The 18,753-nt window shown below is 70.8% G+C and carries 13 protein-coding genes and 3 pseudogenes; 9 read left to right on the forward strand and 7 right to left on the reverse strand.

Features of this window, described 5'->3' with window-relative positions; genetic code table 11:
- Window positions 1-229: 229 nt before the first annotated feature.
- Together ACFW6P_RS18110 and ACFW6P_RS18115 are read left to right on the forward strand one after the other, a co-directional pair.
- Window positions 230-2,068 (forward strand): glycoside hydrolase family 3 protein, encoded by a 1,839-nt coding sequence (locus tag ACFW6P_RS18110; RefSeq protein WP_386348202.1) that lies wholly within the window; start codon window positions 230-232, stop codon window positions 2,066-2,068.
- A 112-nt stretch (window positions 2,069-2,180) separates the two neighbouring features.
- Window positions 2,181-2,836: pseudogene (locus ACFW6P_RS18115) on the forward strand (hypothetical protein).
- 29 nt (window positions 2,837-2,865) lie between these two features.
- Here the strand turns inward: ACFW6P_RS18115 and ACFW6P_RS18120 are convergent.
- From ACFW6P_RS18120 to ACFW6P_RS18130, 3 genes are all read right to left on the reverse strand, one after another.
- Window positions 2,866-4,296, reverse strand: a complete 1,431-nt coding sequence (locus tag ACFW6P_RS18120; protein WP_386348205.1) for a S28 family serine protease — start codon at window positions 4,294-4,296, stop codon at window positions 2,866-2,868.
- 115 nt (window positions 4,297-4,411) lie between these two features.
- A complete protein-coding gene (locus tag ACFW6P_RS18125) occupies window positions 4,412-4,804 on the reverse strand; it encodes a hypothetical protein (RefSeq protein ID WP_386348208.1) in 393 nt (130 codons plus the stop codon).
- 132 nt (window positions 4,805-4,936) lie between these two features.
- On the reverse strand, window positions 4,937-8,680 hold the full coding sequence (locus tag ACFW6P_RS18130) for an ABC transporter ATP-binding protein (protein WP_386348211.1): 3,744 nt from the start codon (window positions 8,678-8,680) through the stop codon (window positions 4,937-4,939).
- A 174-nt stretch (window positions 8,681-8,854) separates the two neighbouring features.
- Here ACFW6P_RS18130 and ACFW6P_RS18135 point away from each other — a divergent pair, with 174 nt between their 5' ends.
- Both ACFW6P_RS18135 and ACFW6P_RS18140 read left to right on the forward strand, forming a co-directional pair.
- On the forward strand, window positions 8,855-9,274 hold the full coding sequence (locus ACFW6P_RS18135) for a hypothetical protein (RefSeq protein WP_386348214.1): 420 nt from the start codon (window positions 8,855-8,857) through the stop codon (window positions 9,272-9,274).
- 20 nt (window positions 9,275-9,294) lie between these two features.
- On the forward strand, window positions 9,295-12,039 hold the full coding sequence (locus ACFW6P_RS18140) for a KGGVGR-motif variant AAA ATPase (protein ID WP_386348217.1): 2,745 nt from the start codon (window positions 9,295-9,297) through the stop codon (window positions 12,037-12,039).
- A 174-nt stretch (window positions 12,040-12,213) separates the two neighbouring features.
- Here ACFW6P_RS18140 and ACFW6P_RS18145 read toward each other — a convergent pair whose 3' ends face one another.
- Complete coding sequence (locus ACFW6P_RS18145) at window positions 12,214-12,375, reverse strand: hypothetical protein (RefSeq protein WP_386348220.1); 162 nt, start codon at window positions 12,373-12,375, stop codon at window positions 12,214-12,216.
- 17 nt (window positions 12,376-12,392) lie between these two features.
- Between ACFW6P_RS18145 and ACFW6P_RS18150 the strand changes: the two are divergent.
- Both ACFW6P_RS18150 and ACFW6P_RS18155 read left to right on the forward strand, forming a co-directional pair.
- Window positions 12,393-12,698: pseudogene (locus ACFW6P_RS18150) on the forward strand (transposase family protein); the annotation flags it as partial.
- A gap of 305 nt (window positions 12,699-13,003) precedes the next feature.
- Complete coding sequence (locus ACFW6P_RS18155; protein ID WP_386348223.1) at window positions 13,004-13,834, forward strand: endonuclease I family protein; 831 nt, start codon at window positions 13,004-13,006, stop codon at window positions 13,832-13,834.
- 6 nt (window positions 13,835-13,840) lie between these two features.
- On the opposite strand, the gene ACFW6P_RS18160 is transcribed toward ACFW6P_RS18155, so the two are convergent.
- Window positions 13,841-14,176: a hypothetical protein gene (locus tag ACFW6P_RS18160; RefSeq protein ID WP_386348226.1), complete on the reverse strand. Its 336-nt coding sequence runs from the start codon at window positions 14,174-14,176 to the stop codon at window positions 13,841-13,843.
- Window positions 14,177-14,462: 286 nt separating this feature from the next.
- Between ACFW6P_RS18160 and ACFW6P_RS18165 the strand changes: the two are divergent.
- The 3 genes and pseudogenes from ACFW6P_RS18165 to ACFW6P_RS18175 form a co-directional block, all read left to right on the forward strand.
- Window positions 14,463-14,759, forward strand: a pseudogene (locus ACFW6P_RS18165) (Scr1 family TA system antitoxin-like transcriptional regulator); the annotation flags it as partial.
- A complete protein-coding gene (locus ACFW6P_RS18170) occupies window positions 14,752-14,970 on the forward strand; it encodes a DUF397 domain-containing protein (RefSeq protein WP_386348229.1) in 219 nt (72 codons plus the stop codon). The pseudogene ACFW6P_RS18165 and the gene ACFW6P_RS18170, both read left to right, overlap by 8 nt.
- A gap of 259 nt (window positions 14,971-15,229) precedes the next feature.
- The gene (locus ACFW6P_RS18175; RefSeq protein ID WP_386424095.1) at window positions 15,230-15,832 is read left to right on the forward strand and encodes a hypothetical protein; all 603 of its coding nucleotides are present in this window, start codon (window positions 15,230-15,232) and stop codon (window positions 15,830-15,832) included.
- A gap of 76 nt (window positions 15,833-15,908) precedes the next feature.
- Here ACFW6P_RS18175 and ACFW6P_RS18180 read toward each other — a convergent pair whose 3' ends face one another.
- Window positions 15,909-17,594 carry a thiamine pyrophosphate-binding protein gene (locus ACFW6P_RS18180; RefSeq protein WP_386424097.1) on the reverse strand — a complete coding sequence of 562 codons (1,686 nt, stop codon included), beginning with the start codon at window positions 17,592-17,594 and terminating at the stop codon, window positions 15,909-15,911.
- Window positions 17,591-18,571, reverse strand: a complete 981-nt coding sequence (gene speB / locus ACFW6P_RS18185) for an agmatinase (RefSeq protein ID WP_386348232.1) — start codon at window positions 18,569-18,571, stop codon at window positions 17,591-17,593. The genes ACFW6P_RS18180 and speB overlap by 4 nt, the downstream gene beginning before the upstream one ends.
- Between the last annotated feature and the right edge of the window lie 182 nt (window positions 18,572-18,753).

Below are 18,753 nucleotides of genomic sequence, written 5' to 3' on the forward strand. Positions count from 1 at the left end.
GCAGTGCGGTGCCGGTCCTCGCTCCCGGCTGCGATCGCCGACCGCCCTCTCCTCCGTACCACGGCCGGCGGCACCGCCGCCATCGGCGCGACCCCTCCAGCCGCGCCGGCTGCGGCACCCCACCGGTTGCCGCGCATGTCCTTGACTGGCAAAAACTTCCGGGCTATTGGTGACCTCTTGGAAGTTTCCTTCAGTGGATCCGAGGGACACCCCTCCGGAAGGAGCCCACGTGCACGACATCGGCACGGGAAGCACGGGAAACACCGCACAGCCCTCCAGACGCACCGTCCTCGCCGCCACCGCCGGCGTCACCGCCGCCCTCGCGGCCGCGACGCCCTCCCACGCCGGCCCGGCCGGCGACCGCGACCGCGAACTGCGCTCCCTGATCTCCCGCATGACGCTTGAGGAGAAGGTCGGGCAGCTGTTCGTCATGCGGGTCTACGGCCACTCCGCCACCGCCCCGGACCAGGCCGACGTCGACGCCAACCTCAAGGAGATCGGGGTCCGCACGGCAGCCGAGCTGGTGGCGAAGTACCGGGTCGGCGGCATCATCTACTTCGCCTGGGCGCACAACACCCGTGAGCCGCACCAGATCGCCGCGCTGTCCGACGGCATCCAGCGGGCCTCCCTCGGGTTGCCGCGCGGACTGCCCGTGCTCATCTCCACGGACCAGGAGCACGGGATCGTCGCCCGGGTGGGCAAGCCCGCGACGCTGTTCCCGGGGGCGATGGCCGTCGGGGCGGGCGGGTCGCGGTCCGACGCCCGGACCCTCGGGCGCATCGCCGGGCGCGAGCTGCGGGCGATGGGCATCCGGCAGGACTACTCCCCCGTCGCCGACGTGAACGTCAACCCGGCCAACCCGGTCATCGGCGTGCGGTCGTTCGGCGCCGACCCGCGGGCGGTCGCACGGCTGGTGGCCGCCGAGGTCGCCGGGTACCAGGGCTCCGGGGTGGCCGCGACCGCCAAGCACTTCCCGGGGCACGGGGACACCAACGTCGACAGCCACACCGGCTTCCCGACCATCACGCACAGCCGGGAGGAGTGGGAGCGGCTGGACGCGCCGCCGTTCCGGGCCGCGATCGCCGCCGGCATCGACTCGATCATGACGGCCCATCTGATGGTCCCGGCCCTGGACGACTCCGGCGACCCGGCCACCCTCTCCCGCCCGATCCTCACCGGCATCCTGCGCGAACGGCTCGGCTACGACGGGGTCGTGGTCACCGACTCGCTCGGCATGGAGGGCGTGCGGACCAAGTACGGCGACGACCGGGTGCCGGTGCTGGCGCTGAAGGCGGGCGTCGACCAGCTGCTCAACCCACCCGACCTGGACCTCGCCTGGAACGCCGTGCTGACGGCCGTGCGCGGGGGCGAGCTGACCGAGGAACGGCTCGATGAATCGATCCTGCGGATCCTGCGGCTGAAGTCCCGTCTCGGGCTGTTCCGTTCACCGTACGCCGGCCAGGACGGGGTCGGCCGGCACGTCGGCACCCGGGCTCACCTGGAGGCGGCCGACCGGATCGCCGAGCGGACGACGACCCTGCTCGTCAACGAGGGGCGGCTGCTGCCGCTGTCCCGGCGGCGGTACCCCAAGGTGCTCGTGGTGGGCGCGGACCCGGCGTCGCCGTCGGGGACGACCGGCCCGCCCACGGGGGTCCTCGCGGGCGCGCTGTCCGAACTGGGCTTCACCGCCACCGCCCTGTCGACCGGCATCACCCCCTCCGCGGCGACCGTCGCGAAGGCGGTCGCGGCGGCGGGTGAGGCGGACGCGGTGCTGGTCGCCACGTACAACGTCACGGCGACCAGCAGCCAGAAGACGCTGGTGGAGCGGCTCGTGGCGACCGGGATGCCGGTCGTGGCGGTCGCGATCCGCAATCCGTACGACGTGGCGCAGCTGCCGTCCGTGCCGGCCTGTCTGGCCGCCTACTCCTGGACCGACGTCGAACTGCGGGCCGCCGCACGGGTGATCGCCGGGCGGGTGGAGCCGCGCGGGACGCTGCCGGTGGCGGTGCGGCGGGCGGACGATCCGGAGCGGGTGCTGTACCCCATGGGGCACGGGCTGTCGTACTAGACGTACGCCATGGACCGGGCGCACCACCCCCGCCGTGCGCAGAAAGCCCCGTGTGCCTGGCGTGACCCGTCGCGGCGGGCCACGCCGGGCCAGGGCACTTCGGGGGTAGGCGATGCGTGGGAGCGCCGGTCTGCGGGGGGTGGTCCGGGCGCTGGTGCCGCTCGGCGTGGTGCTGACCGGGTGGCAGAGCCCGTCCGGCGGTGTGACCGGGGAAGGGCGGCCGGGTGAGCCGGCCGCCGGGCGGACCGCGGTGTCGCCGGTGCCGGCCCGGCCGTCCGGCTCGGCGGGGCGGTGTTCCTGCCGGTCGGCGCGTGCAGTTCGTTCCGCACGACGAGCTTCACCGAGGTGCCGTGTGCGGGCGAGCGGGCGGCGGCCCGGGGCGTGGCCCGGCACGGCGGCGCGGTGCGGGACGGGCCGCGCTGCCCGGACACCACCGACTTCGTGCTGCACATCGGCGAACAGCGGCCCTCCTTCGACGAGGACGGCGACGGCGTGGTGCCGCGGGGCTACGCCTGCATGCGCAACCTCCAGCCGCCGCACCCCGGTGACCCGGGCGGCGGGGGCGGGCCGCGCACCATCGTCGGCGACCGCGTCTACGGCTCCGGCGACGGGCGGGTCCGCGAGACCGCGTGCGACGGGAAGGGCGAGCGGAAGCCCGAGTACGAGGTGACCCGGGCGGTGGTGAGGCGGTCCGGCTGCCCCGGCTCGACCGCGCTGTACGTCCGGCTCGGCGGGGACCGGCCCGTGGGGTGCGCCCGGCCGCTGTGAGCGGCCGGGCGCGGTGGCAGCGGCCGGTCCTACGGACGCAGCGTCATCTCACGCCGGACGTCCCGCTTGTCCAGCTTGGTGTCGAACTTCGCGAGCGGCTTCGCCGCCTGCGGGTCGGCCTGCACCGTGCCGGAGGCGACGCCGGCCCAGTCCAGGATGCGGGCGGTGGCGAGGGCCTTCTGCTCGGGCACGAGGCCGGCGACGTTGGCACCGTGGTTCATGCCGGGGGCGGTGAAGACGTAGGAGTCCTTCGCGCCCTTGCCGAGGCGGAACGGCTCGGCGCCCCACGGGTCGTTCTCGCCGTAGACGAACAGCATCCGGCGGGCGTTGTGCCGGACCCAGGTGTCGACGTCGCGCATCACCCACGGCTGGAACCGCATGGGGATGTCCCCCGGGACGAAGTTGCGCGGCGGCTGGTAGCCGTAGCGGATGTACTGCTTCTCGACGTGCGGGAAGCGGATGGTCGGCGCGCCGAGCTGGGTGCCGGCCTGGTAGTAGTACGGCGTGTAGGTCGACAGGCCCTGGTCGGCGTAGGCGGAGAAACCGGAGATGGTGTCGACGGAGGTCCAGATCTCGTCGTCGGTGGCGTTCTTCGCGTCGGCCGGGATCTGGTCGCAGTCGGACAGCTTGCCGTACTGCCAGAAGCCCCACACGTAGTCCAGCACGGTCGCCTCGAAGGCCTTGTCGAGGCTGCCGATGGTGGTGAAGGTCAGGCCGTTGTCCTGCGCGAAGGCGGCGTACTTCTTCTCCAGCGGCTCGCGGCGCACCAGCGCCTCGCGCTGGACGCCGTTGAGCCGGTCGCGGCACTCCTTGGTGCCGACGGTGGCGAAGAAGCGGTCGTAGGCCGAGTCCTCCTTGTTCACGACGTCGTTGGGGGCGACGTAGGCGACGACGCCGTCCATGTCGCGGGGGTAGAAGCGCTCGTAGTAGGTGGCGGTCATGCCGCCCTTCGAGCCGCCCGTGGAGATCCACTTCTTGTCGTAGACGCCCTTCAGCGCCGTGAAGACGCGGTGCTGGTCGCTGGCGGCCTGCCAGATGTCCAGCTTGGACCAGTCGGCCGGGTCGGGCCGGGACGGGGTGAAGAAGCGGTATTCCAGGGAGACCTGGTTGCCGTCCACGATCTGGGTCGGCTCACTGCGGCGGGGCGTCGTGGAGACGTTGTAGCCGCTGGTGAAGAAGACCGTCGGGCGGGAGACGTCCTTGTGCAGCACGGTGATGCGCTGCTGGAACGTGCCCTCGGACGGCTTCCGGTGGTCGACCGGCTGCGTGTAGTTCAGGACGAAGAAGCGGTAACCGGTGTACGGCTTCTCCTCGACCAGGCTCATGCCCGGTACGGAGAGCAGTCTCTCCTTGATGTCGGTGGTGCCGGCCTCCGGCTCGGCGGCGGTGGCCGCTCCGGCCGTGCTCAACGTGCCTATGAGCACGGTGAGCGCCAGCAGCCATCTGAGCGCCTTGCGCATGCGCACTCCCCTGTGAGACAGATGTGCGCCGGAAGCTAGCGGACCAACTCCCCCCAGCACCAGGGGACATAGGGAAAACCCTCGGCGCGGGCGGGCGCCGGTGGAGGGCGGTGCGTCAGCAGAGGACCCAGCCGGAGCTGTACGTCCCGGCCCCCACGCGGCCCTTGAGCCACACGCAGCGGCGCCCGGCGTGCACGGTCACCGGGCCCGCGTGGCGGGCGTACCGGCCCTCGTCCACGACGGGCCGGTTGCCGCGGGCCTGCACGCTCACCGACATCGTCCGCTTCACGCCGGGCTTCTTGGTCCGGGTGACGGCGCAGACGTAGCCGCCGCGCTTGTAGACGAGAACGGTCCCGGTGGAGAACGGCAGGGTGCGGACCTTGCGGCCGGGGCACGACGCGGAGGCGGCGGCCTGCGCCTCCCCCGGCGCGGCGAGGGCGAGCAGCCCGGAGGCGGTCAGCACGGCCAGGCCGAGCGCGAGCCGCCGGCGTATCGCTCCACTGTCCACTGTCGTCCTCCCGTACCGCGTCGTCCGCGCCCATCGGCGTACGGCTGTACGGACGCATGACGTACGCCGGACGGTTGCGCGCGGGCCACGGGCCCCCGGCGGCCTCGGCGGACCTCCCGTCCGGCGCCGCCGTCAGCGGGACGCGCCGACCGGCTCCTCCGGCTCCGGCGCGCCGATGAACGTGCGCCACAGCTCCGCGTAGCGCCCGCCGCGGGCCAGGAGGTCGTCGTGGGTGCCGTCCTCGGCGACCCGGCCGTGGTCCATGACGACGACCCGGTCGGCGCGGGCCGCCGTGGTGAGGCGGTGGGCGACCACGAGGGTCGTGCGGCGGCCGGCGAGGCGGTCGGTGGCCTGGTTGACCTGGGCCTCCGTGGCCAGGTCCAGGGCCGCCGTCGCCTCGTCCAGCAGCAGGACGTCCGGGTCGACCAGTTCGGCACGGGCCAGGGCGATCAGCTGGCGCTGGCCCGCGGAGAGGTTGCGCCCGCGCTCGGCGACCTCGTGGAGGTAGCCGCCCTCCAGGGTGGCGATCATGTCGTGCGCGCCGACCGCGCGGGCCGCCGCCTCGACCTCGGCGTCGGTGGCGCCGGGGCGGCCGTAGGCGATGGCGTCGCGGACGGTGCCCTTGAACAGGTACGCCTCCTGCGGGACGACGCCCAGGCGGTGCCGGTACGACGTGAGGTCCAGGTCCCTGAGGTCGGTGCCGTCGACGGTGACCCGGCCGCCGGTGGGGTCGTAGAAGCGGGCCACGAGCTTGACGAGGGTCGACTTGCCCGCGCCGGTCTCGCCGACGAACGCGACGGTCTGCCCGGCCGGGATGCGCAGGGAGACCCCGCCGAGGGCCGCCTCGCCCCCGGCGTCGGGACCGCCGTAGGCGAAGTGGACGTCCTCGAAGGCGATCTCGCCGCGCAGGGAGCGCACGTCCAGGGGCTTCTCGGCGGACTTCGTCGACGTCGGCTCCCGCAGCAGCTCCTGGATGCGGCCCAGCGAGACGGTCGCCTGCTGGTAGCCGTCGAAGACCTGGGAGAGCTGCTGCACGGGCGCGAAGAACAGGTCGATGTAGAGCAGGTACGCCACCAGCGAGCCGATGGCGAGGGTGCCGTCGTCGACCCGGGCGCCGCCCACGACCAGCACGGCCGCCGCCGCCACGGACGACAGGAACTGCACGAACGGGAAGTACACGGAGATCAGCCACTGGCCGCGGATGCGCGCCTGCCGGTAGCTGTCACTGCGCTCGGCGAACCGCCGCCCGCCGTCCCGCTCGCGCCGGAACGCCTGCACGATCCGCAGCCCGGACACCGACTCCTGCAGATCGGCGTTGACCGCCGAGACCCGTTCCCGGGCCAGCTCGTACGCCTTCACGCTCGCCCGGCGGAAGAAGAACGTGGCGATGATCAGCGGCGGCAGCGTCGCGAACACGACGAGCGCGAGCTGGAGGTCCAGCACCAGCAGGGCGACCATGATGCCGAAGAAGGTGACGACCGAGACGAACGCGGTGACCAGGCCCGTCTGCAGGAACGTCGACAGCGCGTCGACGTCCGTGGTCATCCGGGTCATGATCCGGCCGGTGAGCTCCCGCTCGTAGTAGTCGAGCCCGAGGCGCTGCAGCTGGGCGAAGATCTTCAGGCGGAGCGAGTACAGGACCCGCTCGCCCGTCCGCCCGGTCATCCGGATCTCGCCGACCTGGGCGGTCCACTGCACGGCGACCGTCAGCAGCGCCAGCAGGGACGCCGCCCACACGGCGCCGAGCGCGGCCTCGGTGACGCCCGCGTCGATGCCGTGCCGGATCATGATCGGCAGCAGCAGGCCCATGCCCGCGTCGACGGCGACCAGACCGAGGCTGACCAGCAGCACCGCCCCGAAACCGCGCAGCAGCCGGCGCAGGCCGTAGGACTCCTCCGGCTGGACGGCCCGGGCCTCGTCGACCTCGGGGACGTCGGTGGCCGGGGGCAGCGCCTCGACCTGGGCGAGCAGTCCGGGCGTGGCGGGGCTCTCGGCGAGGGCGGTGTCCTCGCGCTCCCGGTCGCCGCTCCACAGCCGCGGGGTGACCCCCCGCTCGGCGTCGTACTCGGCGTCCAGCTGGTCCCGGACGGAGGTGTCCTCCTGGGGGCAGGCCGGCGGGATGTGGCCCGGGGAGACGCCGCCCAGCTCGTCGGGGTCGGTGAGCAGCCGCCGGTAGAGGGCGGAGCGGCGCTGCAGCTCGTCGTGGGTGCCGATGTCGGCGAGGCGGCCGCCGGCCAGGACGGCGATGCGGTCGGCGAGGTTCAGGGTGGAGCGGCGGTGGGCGATCAGCAGGGTCGTGCGGCCCCGCATGACCCCCTTGAGGGCTTCGTGGATCTCGTGCTCGACCCGGGCGTCCACGGCGGAGGTGGCGTCGTCCAGGACCAGCAGGCGCGGGTCGCCGAGGATCGCGCGGGCGAGGGCGACGCGCTGGCGCTGGCCGCCGGAGAGGGTGAGGCCGTGCTCGCCGACGGTGGTGTCGTAGCCGTCGGGCAGCTCGCTGATGAAGCCGTGCGCCTGGGCGGCGCGGGCGGCCTTCTCGATCTGCTCCTGGGTGGCGTCCGGGCGGCCGTAGGCGATGTTGTTGCGGACGGTGTCGGAGAAGAGGAAGGAGTCCTCCGGGACCAGGCCGATCGCGGCCCGCAGCGACGCGGTGGTCAGCTCGCGCACGTCGTGCCCGCCGACCAGGACGGCTCCGCGGGTGGCGTCGTAGAAGCGCGGGAGCAGCAGGGAGACGGTGGACTTGCCGGAGCCGGAGGAGCCGACGACGGCGAGGGTCTCGCCGGGCCGGATGTCGAAGGAGAGGCCGTCCAGGACCGGGCGGGTCGTTCCGGTGGCGACGTCGTAGCCGAAGGAGACGTCGTCGAACTCGACCGTCGCGGGGGCGTCGGCCGGCAGGTCCTTGTGGCCGTCCTTCAGGTAGGGCTCGGTGTCGATCAGCTCCAGGACGCGCTCGGTGCCGGCGCGGGCCTGCTGGCCGACGGTGAGGACCACGGCGAGCATCCGGACCGGGCCGACGAGCTGGGCGAGGTAGGTGGAGAAGGCGACGAACGTGCCGAGCGTGATGTTGCCGCGCACCGCCAGCCAGCCGCCGAGCGCCAGCATCGCGACCTGCCCGAGGGCGGGGACGGCCTGCAGGGCCGGGGTGTAGAGCGCGTTCAGGCGGATGGTGCGCAGCCGGCCCGCGAAGAGCCTGCGGCTGACCTCCCGCAGCTTGCCGGTCTCCTGCTCCTCCTGCCCGAAGCCCTTCACGACGCGTACGCCGCTGACGGCGCCGTCGACCACGCCCGCGACGGCGGCGGCCTGGGCCTGGGCGTACCAGGTGGAGGGGTGCAGCCGGGTGCGGCTGCGGCGGGCGATCCACCACAGGGCGGGCGCGACGGCCAGGGCGACCAGGGTCAGCGGCACGGACAGCCAGGCCATGACCACCAGGGAGATCAGGAACAGCGCGAAGTTCCCGATGGTCATCGGGAGCATGAAGAGCAGGCCCTGGATCAGCTGGAGGTCGCTGGTGGCGCGGCCGACGACCTGGCCGGTGGACAGCTCGTCCTGGCGGCGGCCGTCGAGCCGGGTGATCGTGCCGTACATCTCCGTCCGCAGGTCGTGCTGGACGTCGAGGGCGAGGCGGCCGCCGTAGTAGCGGCGGACGTAGGTGAGGACGTAGACGACCAGCGCGGCGACGACCAGGAGGCCGGCCCAGGTGGTCATGGACCGGGTGTGGTCGCTGATGACGTCGTCGATGACCACCTTGGTGATCAGGGGGACGAGGGCCATCACGGCCATGCCGGCGAGGGAGGAGCCGAGGGCGAGGACGACGTCCTTGGGGTGCCGCCAGGCGTAGCCCCACAGTCGTCGTGCCCATCCCCGTTGCGGTGTCACGCCGGTGCCTTCCTGTCGTCCTGGTCTGCCGGAAGACTGCAACGCCGTCGGGAGCGGTTTTCATCCCTGCGCCGTGTTCGGGGGCCTTCGCGGTGAGCGAAAGCGGGTCCGGGCGCCGTCGCTGATCCTCGGTTCTGCGGGCGCCCGCTCGGCAATGCCTGCGAGGATGCAGCCATGGTGCTTCAGGTGGGGGCCAAGGCGCTCAAGAAGAGACGAGACGAGCTGAGGGTCTCGGCAGAGTCGGTGGAAGCACACGGCAAGGAGGATGCGGCGACCGTGGGACTCCTGTTGTTCTACGCCGCCGAGTGCGGCTTGAAAGAACGTCTCTTGTCCCGCAGAGGGCTTCGAGACACGTCAGCGCTTGAGCCCACCCACGACCTGCGCAAGCTCGCAAAGGAACTGAGACTGCCTCGCGCCCTGGATGACTTGCTCAGTCGACTGAGAAGCTGCCGACTGCACGCATCCTCCGGCGCGTCCGTCGCCTTGGCCGACCTGCATCAGGCGTGGCGTTATGGTGCGAAGCTTGACGGCACCGACGAGAGAGAAGCGAAAGAAGCCCTCCGGGCGTTGATCAAGTGGTGCGAACGGGATTGAGGCTAGGAGAGTACGAGGCCGTGGCCGGATTGATGGATTTGCAAGGGCTGACGCCCCCGGAGCACCTGTTCACTTGGGTTGACGTTGACGATCACCTGGCGGCTCTCGCCTCCGAAGGCTGCTGGCCGGAGTGGCTCAGTGCGGCAGACGGCTGGTGGGACGGCCTGGAACTGATTGTCTCGAGCGGTACAGCGGCCGAGACGGCGCAGCGCTGGCTGGACGAAGCCTTCGGCACAGGGTCGACGGAATGGCGTGACGGCACCCTCATGCTTCGACTGGACGACCCACGAACGACCGACTTCACCGGCATCCCCGTCATTCTCACCCCGGAGACGAACAGCCCTGATCAACCGCGGCGTCTGCCTCTGCTCCGAGAGAAGCACATCACCCCACAGTTGGCGCACGCCCTGGAACGGCCTGCATCAGAACGCTTTCCCGGTGATGTGCAAATCCTGGCCTTCCATTCTTTCAAGGGTGGAGTGGGACGCACGGTGCACGCGGTCGCCATGGCCGACGTGATCGCCCGTAGAGGTGGCAACGTCCTCCTGGTTGACTCGGACTTGGAGGCACCTGGGATCACATGGATGCACAAGGCCCAGGGTGGACAGCTTGATTTCTCGTACGAGGACCTACTCTCCCTGTTGCAGGGATCCGAGGACGGCGGCTGGTCCGCTGCCGTCGACATCGCGGCCGCCTACCTGCCCAATCAACAGGTAGGACGATTCGCCAGCGGGGGGCGGGTGACCGTGGTGCCCACCAGCAGGAGACAGCACCTGGGCCCGCCTCGTATCGAACCGGCTGATCTGCTGACACCTGGGCGCTCCCGGTACTTCCTGACCGAGGCGCTTGCCGCACTCGCCGTTCGCACCGGTGCCGACACCGTCGTCGTGGATCTGCGAGCCGGGGCCTCCGAGCTGTCCGCGCCCGTGCTACTCGACCCACGGGTACAGCGCGTCTTCGTCACCACCCTCAGTCATCAGTCCCTCGAGGGGACGAAAACCCTGCTGAAGCAGTTGGGGCGCCGGGCACCGGCTCTCCGGGGCACCGACCCGGCCAGCTCCGTGATCGTCACTCAATACCGGCAGGACGTGCACGAGGCACAGGCAGAACAGGCACGGGCAGAACTGACCGGTGCGCTACTTTCGTCGCTGAGGCCACCGGACGACGGAGCCGAGAACGATCCTGATGACACGGGAGAAGTGGACGCTGATGTTCTGTCGCAACCTCTGCTCAGCCCGTTCCGGGATGAACTTCTAGCACTTCCCTCCTCTTGGGACGCGGTATTGCGCGTACTGGAAAGCTGCAAGGTTTCCGAGGTCTTGGAACCGATCGTTCCGGCCCCTGTCTCCATTTCTTCGCCGGACACGGACGAGGAAGAGCCGCACGTTGATTACCTGATGCTCCGTGAACGTCTCGCGGACACCGCGCAGCCGCTTATCTACGCCGAGCGGAAAGGCATGTCGTCGGCCAGCGGCTTCCTGGCGACAGATCCCCTGCGCAGGCTGCTCGGCGATCATCGCACGGAACCGCCGCTGGCTCTTGTCGTCGGAGCCAAGGGCGCAGGCAAGACGTTCATGTACGCTAAAGCCTGCGCGGCACGTCAATGGAACGTGTTCGCCGAACAGTCCGGCATCAAAGACGTGCGACTGAATCTCCCCGTGGTCCCGGTGCTGGAGTCCGACAACCTGGAGAACGAGGACCTGACGACTCAGGATCTCAGGGACGCGTTCGCCGCCACGCACAGCACGACAGCAGGGGAAGCCGGGACGTTCCAGCAGATCAAGGACCGGCTGAGGAAGGGTCTTTCCCGACTTAGCGCGGACGACGAGATCGGATGGCGGCAGTTGTGGCTCGCGTGCTTGGCCATCGCTGCTGGGGTACCGGTGGCAGAGGACCGTGAAGCGGAGACGGCGCTCACGGAACTGAGCAAGCAGTCACGAGCGGTGTTCGTGATGGACGGGCTTGAAGACCTGCTGCAGTCACTGGACACAGAAGTGAAGCGCACTGCTCTGCGGGTTCTTCTCATCGACGTTCTGGCCTGGCTGCGATCTCTACGCGGACGTCCTCTCGGGCTCGTCGTCTTCGTACGGCGGGACCTGGTGAAACGAGCGGTCCGACAAAACAGTGAACAACTGCTTGCGCGCTACGAGCCCTATGCGCTGCGCTGGAACAAAGAAGAAGCACTACGGCTAGCCCTGTGGGTCACCGCACATGCCCACGCGCTGCCCAAGCCTATGGCCGAGTCCGAAATTGCTGAACTTTCTTATGACGCGCTGATCGACGCGCTCATTCCCGTCTGGGGGTGGAAGATGGGAACAGAGAAGTCCAAAGAAGCGCGTTCCCACCTCTGGGTACCGGCAGCACTCGGGGACTTCAAGGATCAGGTACAGGCGAGAGACGTCGTTGTGTTCCTGGCTGAAGCAGCGCGTCAGTCGATTTCCCAGACGACCTGGGACGACCGCGTGCTGGTTCCAAGCGCCATGCGCAAAGCATTGCTCGAGTGCAGCACGATTAAGATCAGTGCCATCCAGGACGAGAGCCAGGAGATCGGCGACCTGCTCAGCCGCCTTCAACAAGTACGCGAACCGGTGACCGTTCCGTTCTCTTTGGATGAGGTGGGGCTGGACGTCAGCGATGCCGACTTCCTTGTCGAATCCGGAGTGTTCGCGCGGGGCAACGATGGGCGGTACTGGGTGGCGGAGATCTACCGTCATGGCCTGGGATTCGGCAGCGAGCGGAGAGCGAAGGTCCTCTGGCGCCGGTGAGGTAGACACGAAGCTCACGGAAGGGTAGCGAGCGCTGGGCTGACTGCTCGCCGGCATAGCGGTTGCTCACTCGCCCCGCCCTTGCTCCCCGTGAAGAGCGGGGCCGGAGTTTGCGCGATCGACCCTCGATTCCTAGGGTCAGGCGCACCCTCGCAGGCCAAGAAGGCTGGCGATCTATACGGGGTTCTCGTTGTCGTCGCTGGCCAGGTGGGCCCTCAGCCGCGGTGGCCGCGTCCAGTGAGCTTCTTCGAGCCGGGCCTCGATCAGGTGAAGCCCGCCAATGGCAACGAGCGAGGCCCCCGCGCAGTTGATCGAGATGTCTGACGTCTCAACCATGCTGCTCAGGGGCCTCGTTGGTCATCTGTCCTGCCGCACTCGACCTGCCGCATGCGCTCGTGGAGTGGGTCACCATGCTCATCGTCACCATGAGGGCGACCGGCGCTGCAAACTCCGCCCGTCCCAGCGCTCGATGGTGGCACTGGTGTACCTGCGCGAACACACCACCCTGGCGAAGATCGCGCCGGGTTCGGGATCAGCAAGTCCACCGCCCATGCCTACACCAGCGCGGTCATCCACCTGCTCGCCCTGCGCGCGCCGGGTCTGTGAGCGTCTTGCGCGAGGCCGATCCCGACTTTTTCCTGCTGGACGGGACACTCGCCCACCCACTGTTACCGCACAGCCAAATCTGGGGGACTCCCGCACTGCGCTTCCCTCCCTGGAAGACCCGCTGAGGCGCCCGCTGCCACCTTCTGCCTCGAAACTGTCAGCGACGAGCAGGAGGAGGACGTCTGCACGGCGCCCCTCACGGAACTGTCCCAGTACCGGCTCACCCACACGGTCGCTTGCGGCGGTTTTCATCCCCGCCGACACGCAATCGCCACCTCCCGTCCATTCCCTCGGCTGCATGTTCATGTCACGATCTGGTCATTCCCTTCGTGCAACCCGCGTAGATCGGACACCCCACATGCTCGCGACACGCATCCGGCGCCGGAAGGCGTCGGCGCTCGCCACGGCCGCCGTCCTCGCCGTCCTCGCCGCTCCCGCCGTCGCCGCCACCCCGGCCACGGCGACGGAGACCGCCTCGACGGCCGCGACGACGGCCGCGGACTACGACCCGGCGTACTACGAGGACGCCGCCGGCAAGACCGGTGACAGCCTCAAGGACGCCCTCCACATGATCATCAGCGACCAGACGAAGCTGTCGTACTCGGCGGTCTGGGAGGCCCTGAAGGTCACCGACCAGGACCCGGCCGACAGCGGCAACGTGATCCTGCTGTACTCGGGCATCTCCCGCAGCAAGTCCCTCAACGGCGGTGACGTCGGCGACTGGAACCGCGAGCACGTGTGGGCCAAGTCCCACGGCGACTTCGGCACCTCCACCGGCCCCGGCACCGACCTGCACCACCTGCGCCCGGAGGACGTCCAGGTCAACTCCATCCGCGGCAACAAGGACTTCGACAACGGCGGCGGCTCGTTCACCAACAGCGGCGGCAGCCTCACCGACTCGAACTCCTTCGAGCCGCGCGACGCGGTCAAGGGCGACGTGGCCCGCATGATCCTCTACATGGCCGTCCGCTACGAGGGCACCGACGGCTGGCCCGACCTGGAGCCCAACGACTCCGTCACCAACGGCAGCAACCCGTACCACGGCCGCCTCCCGGTCCTGAAGCAGTGGCACCAGGAGGACCCGCCGAGCGCGTTCGAGCAGAACCGCAACAACGTCATATACGACTCCTACCAGCACAACAGGAACCCGTTCATCGACCACCCGGAGTGGGTGGAGGCGATCTGGTAGCCCGCCTCAGACTTCCGGCCCGGGGCCGTCGTCGCCGTCGGCCCCATCACCCACCGGAACCGGAAGGCGGGCACCACGGCTCTCCGCGATGCGGAGGGCGTCACGCAGCGCCTCGGTCATCCGGGCCGCCAGGAAGCGCAGTTGCGCGGACGTGGCCCTGCCGTCGGCGAGCAGGTCGGCGGCATGGCCGAGGAGTTCGTCCGCCATGCCGAGCTGCACGGACTCGACGGTGTCGGCGAGCCGGGAGAGGCGTCCGGTTCCGTCACCGCTCAGGTAGCACCGCTTGCCCTCGGGGCCGGTCCACGGCAGCAACCGCAGCGGTCCGCCCTGGCCGCCGGTCACGCGGTCACCGCGGCGAGGCAGGGGCGGACCATCGCGTTGTCCTCTCCCCGCAAGAGCGGCGGGCCGGCCGGGGAACCGGCGCCGTGGCCCTCACCGCATGAGCAGGTGCAGCACGCACCCACCGGGGCGGTGACCGGACGGCGACGGCGTCCGGTTCCCGGAAGAAGGAATCGCAGCAGCGGTTCGAAGAGGCGGGCGATACGGCGGCTCACGTCGTCAACTCCGTTGATTCGAGGATCTCGCTTTGCGTAGCGATCGAGTCACAGAGTGAGACAGCGCGGTCTAGCAGGTCATGCACATGGTCCGCCTGGCGGAGAGAGGCCGCGTACGCGTTCACGTTCTGCCGTTCCAGCTGGGTTTTCACCCACTGATGGAGAACATGCTCAGCCTCATGTGGTTCGACGACCAGCCACCCGTGGCGTACAGCGAGGGCCTCCGCATGGGGAAGCTGCACGACTCCCCGTCCGTAGTACTGGAGTTGCAGGGCCGCTACGATCTCGCGATGGGTGATGCGCTGCCGCTCAAGGAGTCGATGTCCCTGCTACGGGCCACAGCCGAGGAATACGGACACCGCCATGACTGATCCGATAGCCGCCAGGGCCGAGGCATCGCAGCGCTGGCGCACGTCGTCCCACAGCAACAGCGAGGGCGGCAGCTGCCTGGAGGTACTGGACGGACACCCGTCAGGTGTACCCGTCCGGGACTCCAAGGTCCCGGACGGCCCGGCCCTGGTCTTCGGCGCCGGAGCGTGGTCGCCGTTCGTGTCGGCCCTCAAGGCGGGTCTCCCCTCCTAGCGAGGAGAGCGACTACAGCAAGAGCACCAACTCGCAGGGGACTTGCGGCTCGGAGACCGCCGCCTCGTCGCCGTCGGGACAGGCCGTGATCCACCCGCCTGGACCCGTCCGACATCGGCTGATCTCCCGTCACCCGTCCTACCGGCGAACCCGGACGGCCCGGGCCCCCGCTCCGGGGCCGTCGGCGCGTCCCGGATCATGGACACCGGGTGTCCGGCGAACGGGTGAAGGGAAGCACGCGGTGGGCCACTGCCTCGAGATGAGCACCGGCGACATGAGAGCCGTGGTGCGGCTGCTCACCTCGGTGGAGCGGACCGGGCAGCAGGAGCGCACGCTCGCCCGGATCCGCATGGAGTGCGCGCGCACGGACGCCCGCTTCCGGGCGCAGGGCATCCACCTGGAGGTCTCCATCAGCCGGGCCCTGGACGAGCTGGTCGACGGCACCCCGAGCACCGACCTCTGCCCCGCGTACAGCTACGCCTTCTACCAGGCCGTCGCCGCGCACTTCTCCGACCCCACCGACCTCGGCACCTGGCGGCGGCCGTCGTGGTTCCACGCGATGGACGACGAACTGGCCCACCACGGCGTGCCGTCCGACCTGCTCCCCGGCACGTTCCTGTTCAGCGGCCCGCCACTGCGCCTGCCCCACCCGGGCGACGCGGTGCCCGCCATCGGCACCCTGCCGGCCCGGCGGGCCGCCGCCCTCGCCGACACCTACGAGTCCGTACTCGTCCGGCTGACCCCCGAGTTCCGGGACGCGGCACGCCGGTTCGCCGAGGTGATGCGGTTCGAGGCGGCGGAGTGGGAGAGCGCGCGCGGGCGCGGGACGAACCCGGACACGCTGCTGTTCTGGTTCCACTGACCGCTGCGGGAACGTCCGACGCCGCTCTTCGGACGGAGTGCCGCCCGTCCGTACCCGTGGTGCGCCGGGCCCTCGCTCAGCCCAGGTGCGTCGGCGCGAACATCCGCAGCACCGCGGGGAGCAGGACCACCGAGGGCCCGGGCGTCCGCAGCGCCTTCGCGAGGTCCCGCTCCAGGCTCTCCGGGGTCGTCCGGACCCCGGGGACGCCGAAGGACTCCGCGAGGGCGACGTAGTCGGGCCGGGTCAGTTCCGTCGCGGTGGCCTGGCCGAAGGCGTCGTTCATGTACGCGCGCAGGATGCCGTAGCCGCCGTCGTCGACGATGAGCCAGGTGACGTCCAGGTCGTACTGGCGGGCGGTGGCCAGCTCGGCGATGGAGTACAGGGCGCCGCCGTCGCCGGAGACCGCGAGGACCGGCCGGGTCGGGTCGGCGGCCGCCGCGCCGAGGGCCGCCGGGAAGCCGTAGCCGAGGCCGCCGGCGCCCTGCGCGGAGTGCATGCGGTTGGGGCCCTTGGCGTCGAAGGCCGACCAGGCCCAGTACGCGAGGATGGTCATGTCCCAGAAGGACGGCGAGTCGGCGGGCAGCGCCCTGCGCACGGACGCCAGCACGTCCTGCTCCAGGGTGAGTTCCTGCGCGGCGATGCGGTCGGCGACCTTGCCGAGCACCTGGCGGACCCGGTCCGCCGCCGCCCCGTCCTCGCGCGGCGACACCGTCTCCAGCAGCGCCTGCAGGGCGAGGCGCGCGTCCGCGTGGATGCCCAGGCCCGGGTGGTTGGACTCCAGCTTGCCGAGGTCGGCCTCGATCTGGACGATCCGGCCGCGCGGTCTGAACGTGTGGTAGTTGGAGGAGAGTTCGCCGAGGCCCGAGCCGACGACCAGCAGGACGTCCGCGTCCTCCAGGAAGTCGGTGGTGTGCCGGTCCTCGATCCAGGACTGGAGCGACAGGGGGTGCGTCCAGGGGAACGCGCCCTTGCCGCCGGGGGTGGTGACCACCGGGGCCTGGATCAGTTCCGCGAGCTGCCGCAGCTTGCCGCTCGCGTCCGCCCGTACCACTCCGCCGCCCGCGATGATCGCCGGCCGGGCGGCCTTCGACAGCAGGTCGGCGGCGACGGCGGTCAGTTCGGGGCGCGGCGGCAGTTCCTCCGGGAAGGCGTCGCCGCCCGTCACGACCGGGATCGACGTCTCGGCGAGCAGGACGTCCTGCGGGATCTCCACCCACACCGGGCCGTGCGGGGCGGACAGCGCCGACGTCCAGGCCGCCTCGATCGCGGACGGGATCTGCGACTGCGTGCGGACGGTGTGGACGGACTTGACCACGCCCCGGAACGAGGCCGCCTGGTCGGGGAGTTCGTGCAGGTAGCCGTGCCGCCCGCCGCCGAGGCCCGCCCGCGGGACCTGGCTGCTGATCGCCAGCACGGGCGCGGAGGCGGCCGCCGCCTCCTGGAGCGCGGCGAGGGACGTCAGCGCGCCCGGCCCGGTCGACAGCAGCAGCGGCGCGGCCTCACCGGTGATCCGGCCGTAGGCGTCGGCCGCGAACCCGGCGTTGTTCTCCACGCGCAGGCCGATGTACCTGAGGTCGGAGCGGCGCAGCGCGTCGAACATGCCGAGCGCGTGCTGGCCGGGCAGGCCGAAGACGGTCGTCGCGCCCAGCCCGGCCAGGGTCTCCACGACCAGGTCTCCGCCGGTGCGGCCGGGAGGAGGGTTGAGCGCGGCCTCCCTCTGGGCGGGTGTCGGGCGGAGCACCAGGTCGTGGTCGTGGGTCACGTGGCTTCCGAGTCCTTCCGGGCCGCGGCGATCTGGCGGGACATGATCGTGGTCAGTTCGTACGCCGTGTGCGAGGCCGCCACGGAGGTGATCTCGGCGTGATCGTACGCGGGGGCCACCTCGACGACGTCCGCCGAGACCAGGTTGCAGGAGGCCAGGCCGCGCAGGATCTCCAGCAGTTCGCGCGAGGTCATGCCGCCGGCCTCGGGCGTGCCGGTGCCGGGGGCGTGGGCCGGGTCGAGGCAGTCGATGTCGATGGAGATGTACAGCGGCCGGTCGCCGATGCGCTGGCGGAGCTGGTCGGCGACCTCGTCGGCGCCGCGCCGGTAGACGTCGGCCGAGGTGACGATGCCGAAGCCCATCTTCTCGTCGTCGGTGAGGTCCTGCTTGCCGTAGAGCGGGCCGCGGGTGCCGACGTGGGAGAGGGCGGAGGTGTCGAGGATGCCCTCCTCGACCGCGCGGCGGAACGGGGTGCCGTGGGTGTACTCGGCGCCGAAGTAGGTGTCCCAGGTGTCGAGGTGGGCGTCGAAGTGCAGCAGGGCGACCGGGCCGTGCTTCTTGGCGACCGAGCGCAGCAGGGGCAGCGCGATGGTGTGGTCGCCGCCGAGGGTCATCAGGCGGGCGCCCGTGCCGAGCAGGTCGTCCGCGGCGGCCTCGACGGTCTCCACGGCCTCGTTGATGTTGAACGGGTTCACCGCGATGTCGCCGCCGTCGGCGACCTGGGCGAGGGCGAACGGGGAGGCGTCCTGCGCCGGGTTGTAGGGGCGCAGCAGCCGGGACGCCTCGCGGATCGCGTTGCCGCCGAAGCGGGCACCCGGCCGGTACGAGACGCCCGAGTCGAACGGCACGCCCACGACGGCGACGTCGGCCCGGCCCACCTCGTCCAGCCGGGGCAGCCGGGCGAAGGTGGCGGGCCCGGCGTACCGCGGGACGCGGGAGGAGTCGACGGGCCCGCGAGGAGTCTCGTTGCTGCTCATGGAGAACGCCTTCTTTCCTACGCTTCATCGCGTATGAACTGCTTGCTCTACGACTCTACTGGGGAGCCGGGACCGGTTCGGACGTGCGTTCGGGGGAGCGCCCGGCGGCCGCCCACCTCCGGCCGCCCCGACCCCGGCCACCTCGATTCCGGCCGCCCCACCTCCGGCCGCCCCGACCCCGG

It is taken from the genome of Streptomyces sp. NPDC058741, assembly GCF_042746715.1.
GTDB lineage: Bacteria > Actinomycetota > Actinomycetes > Streptomycetales > Streptomycetaceae > Streptomyces.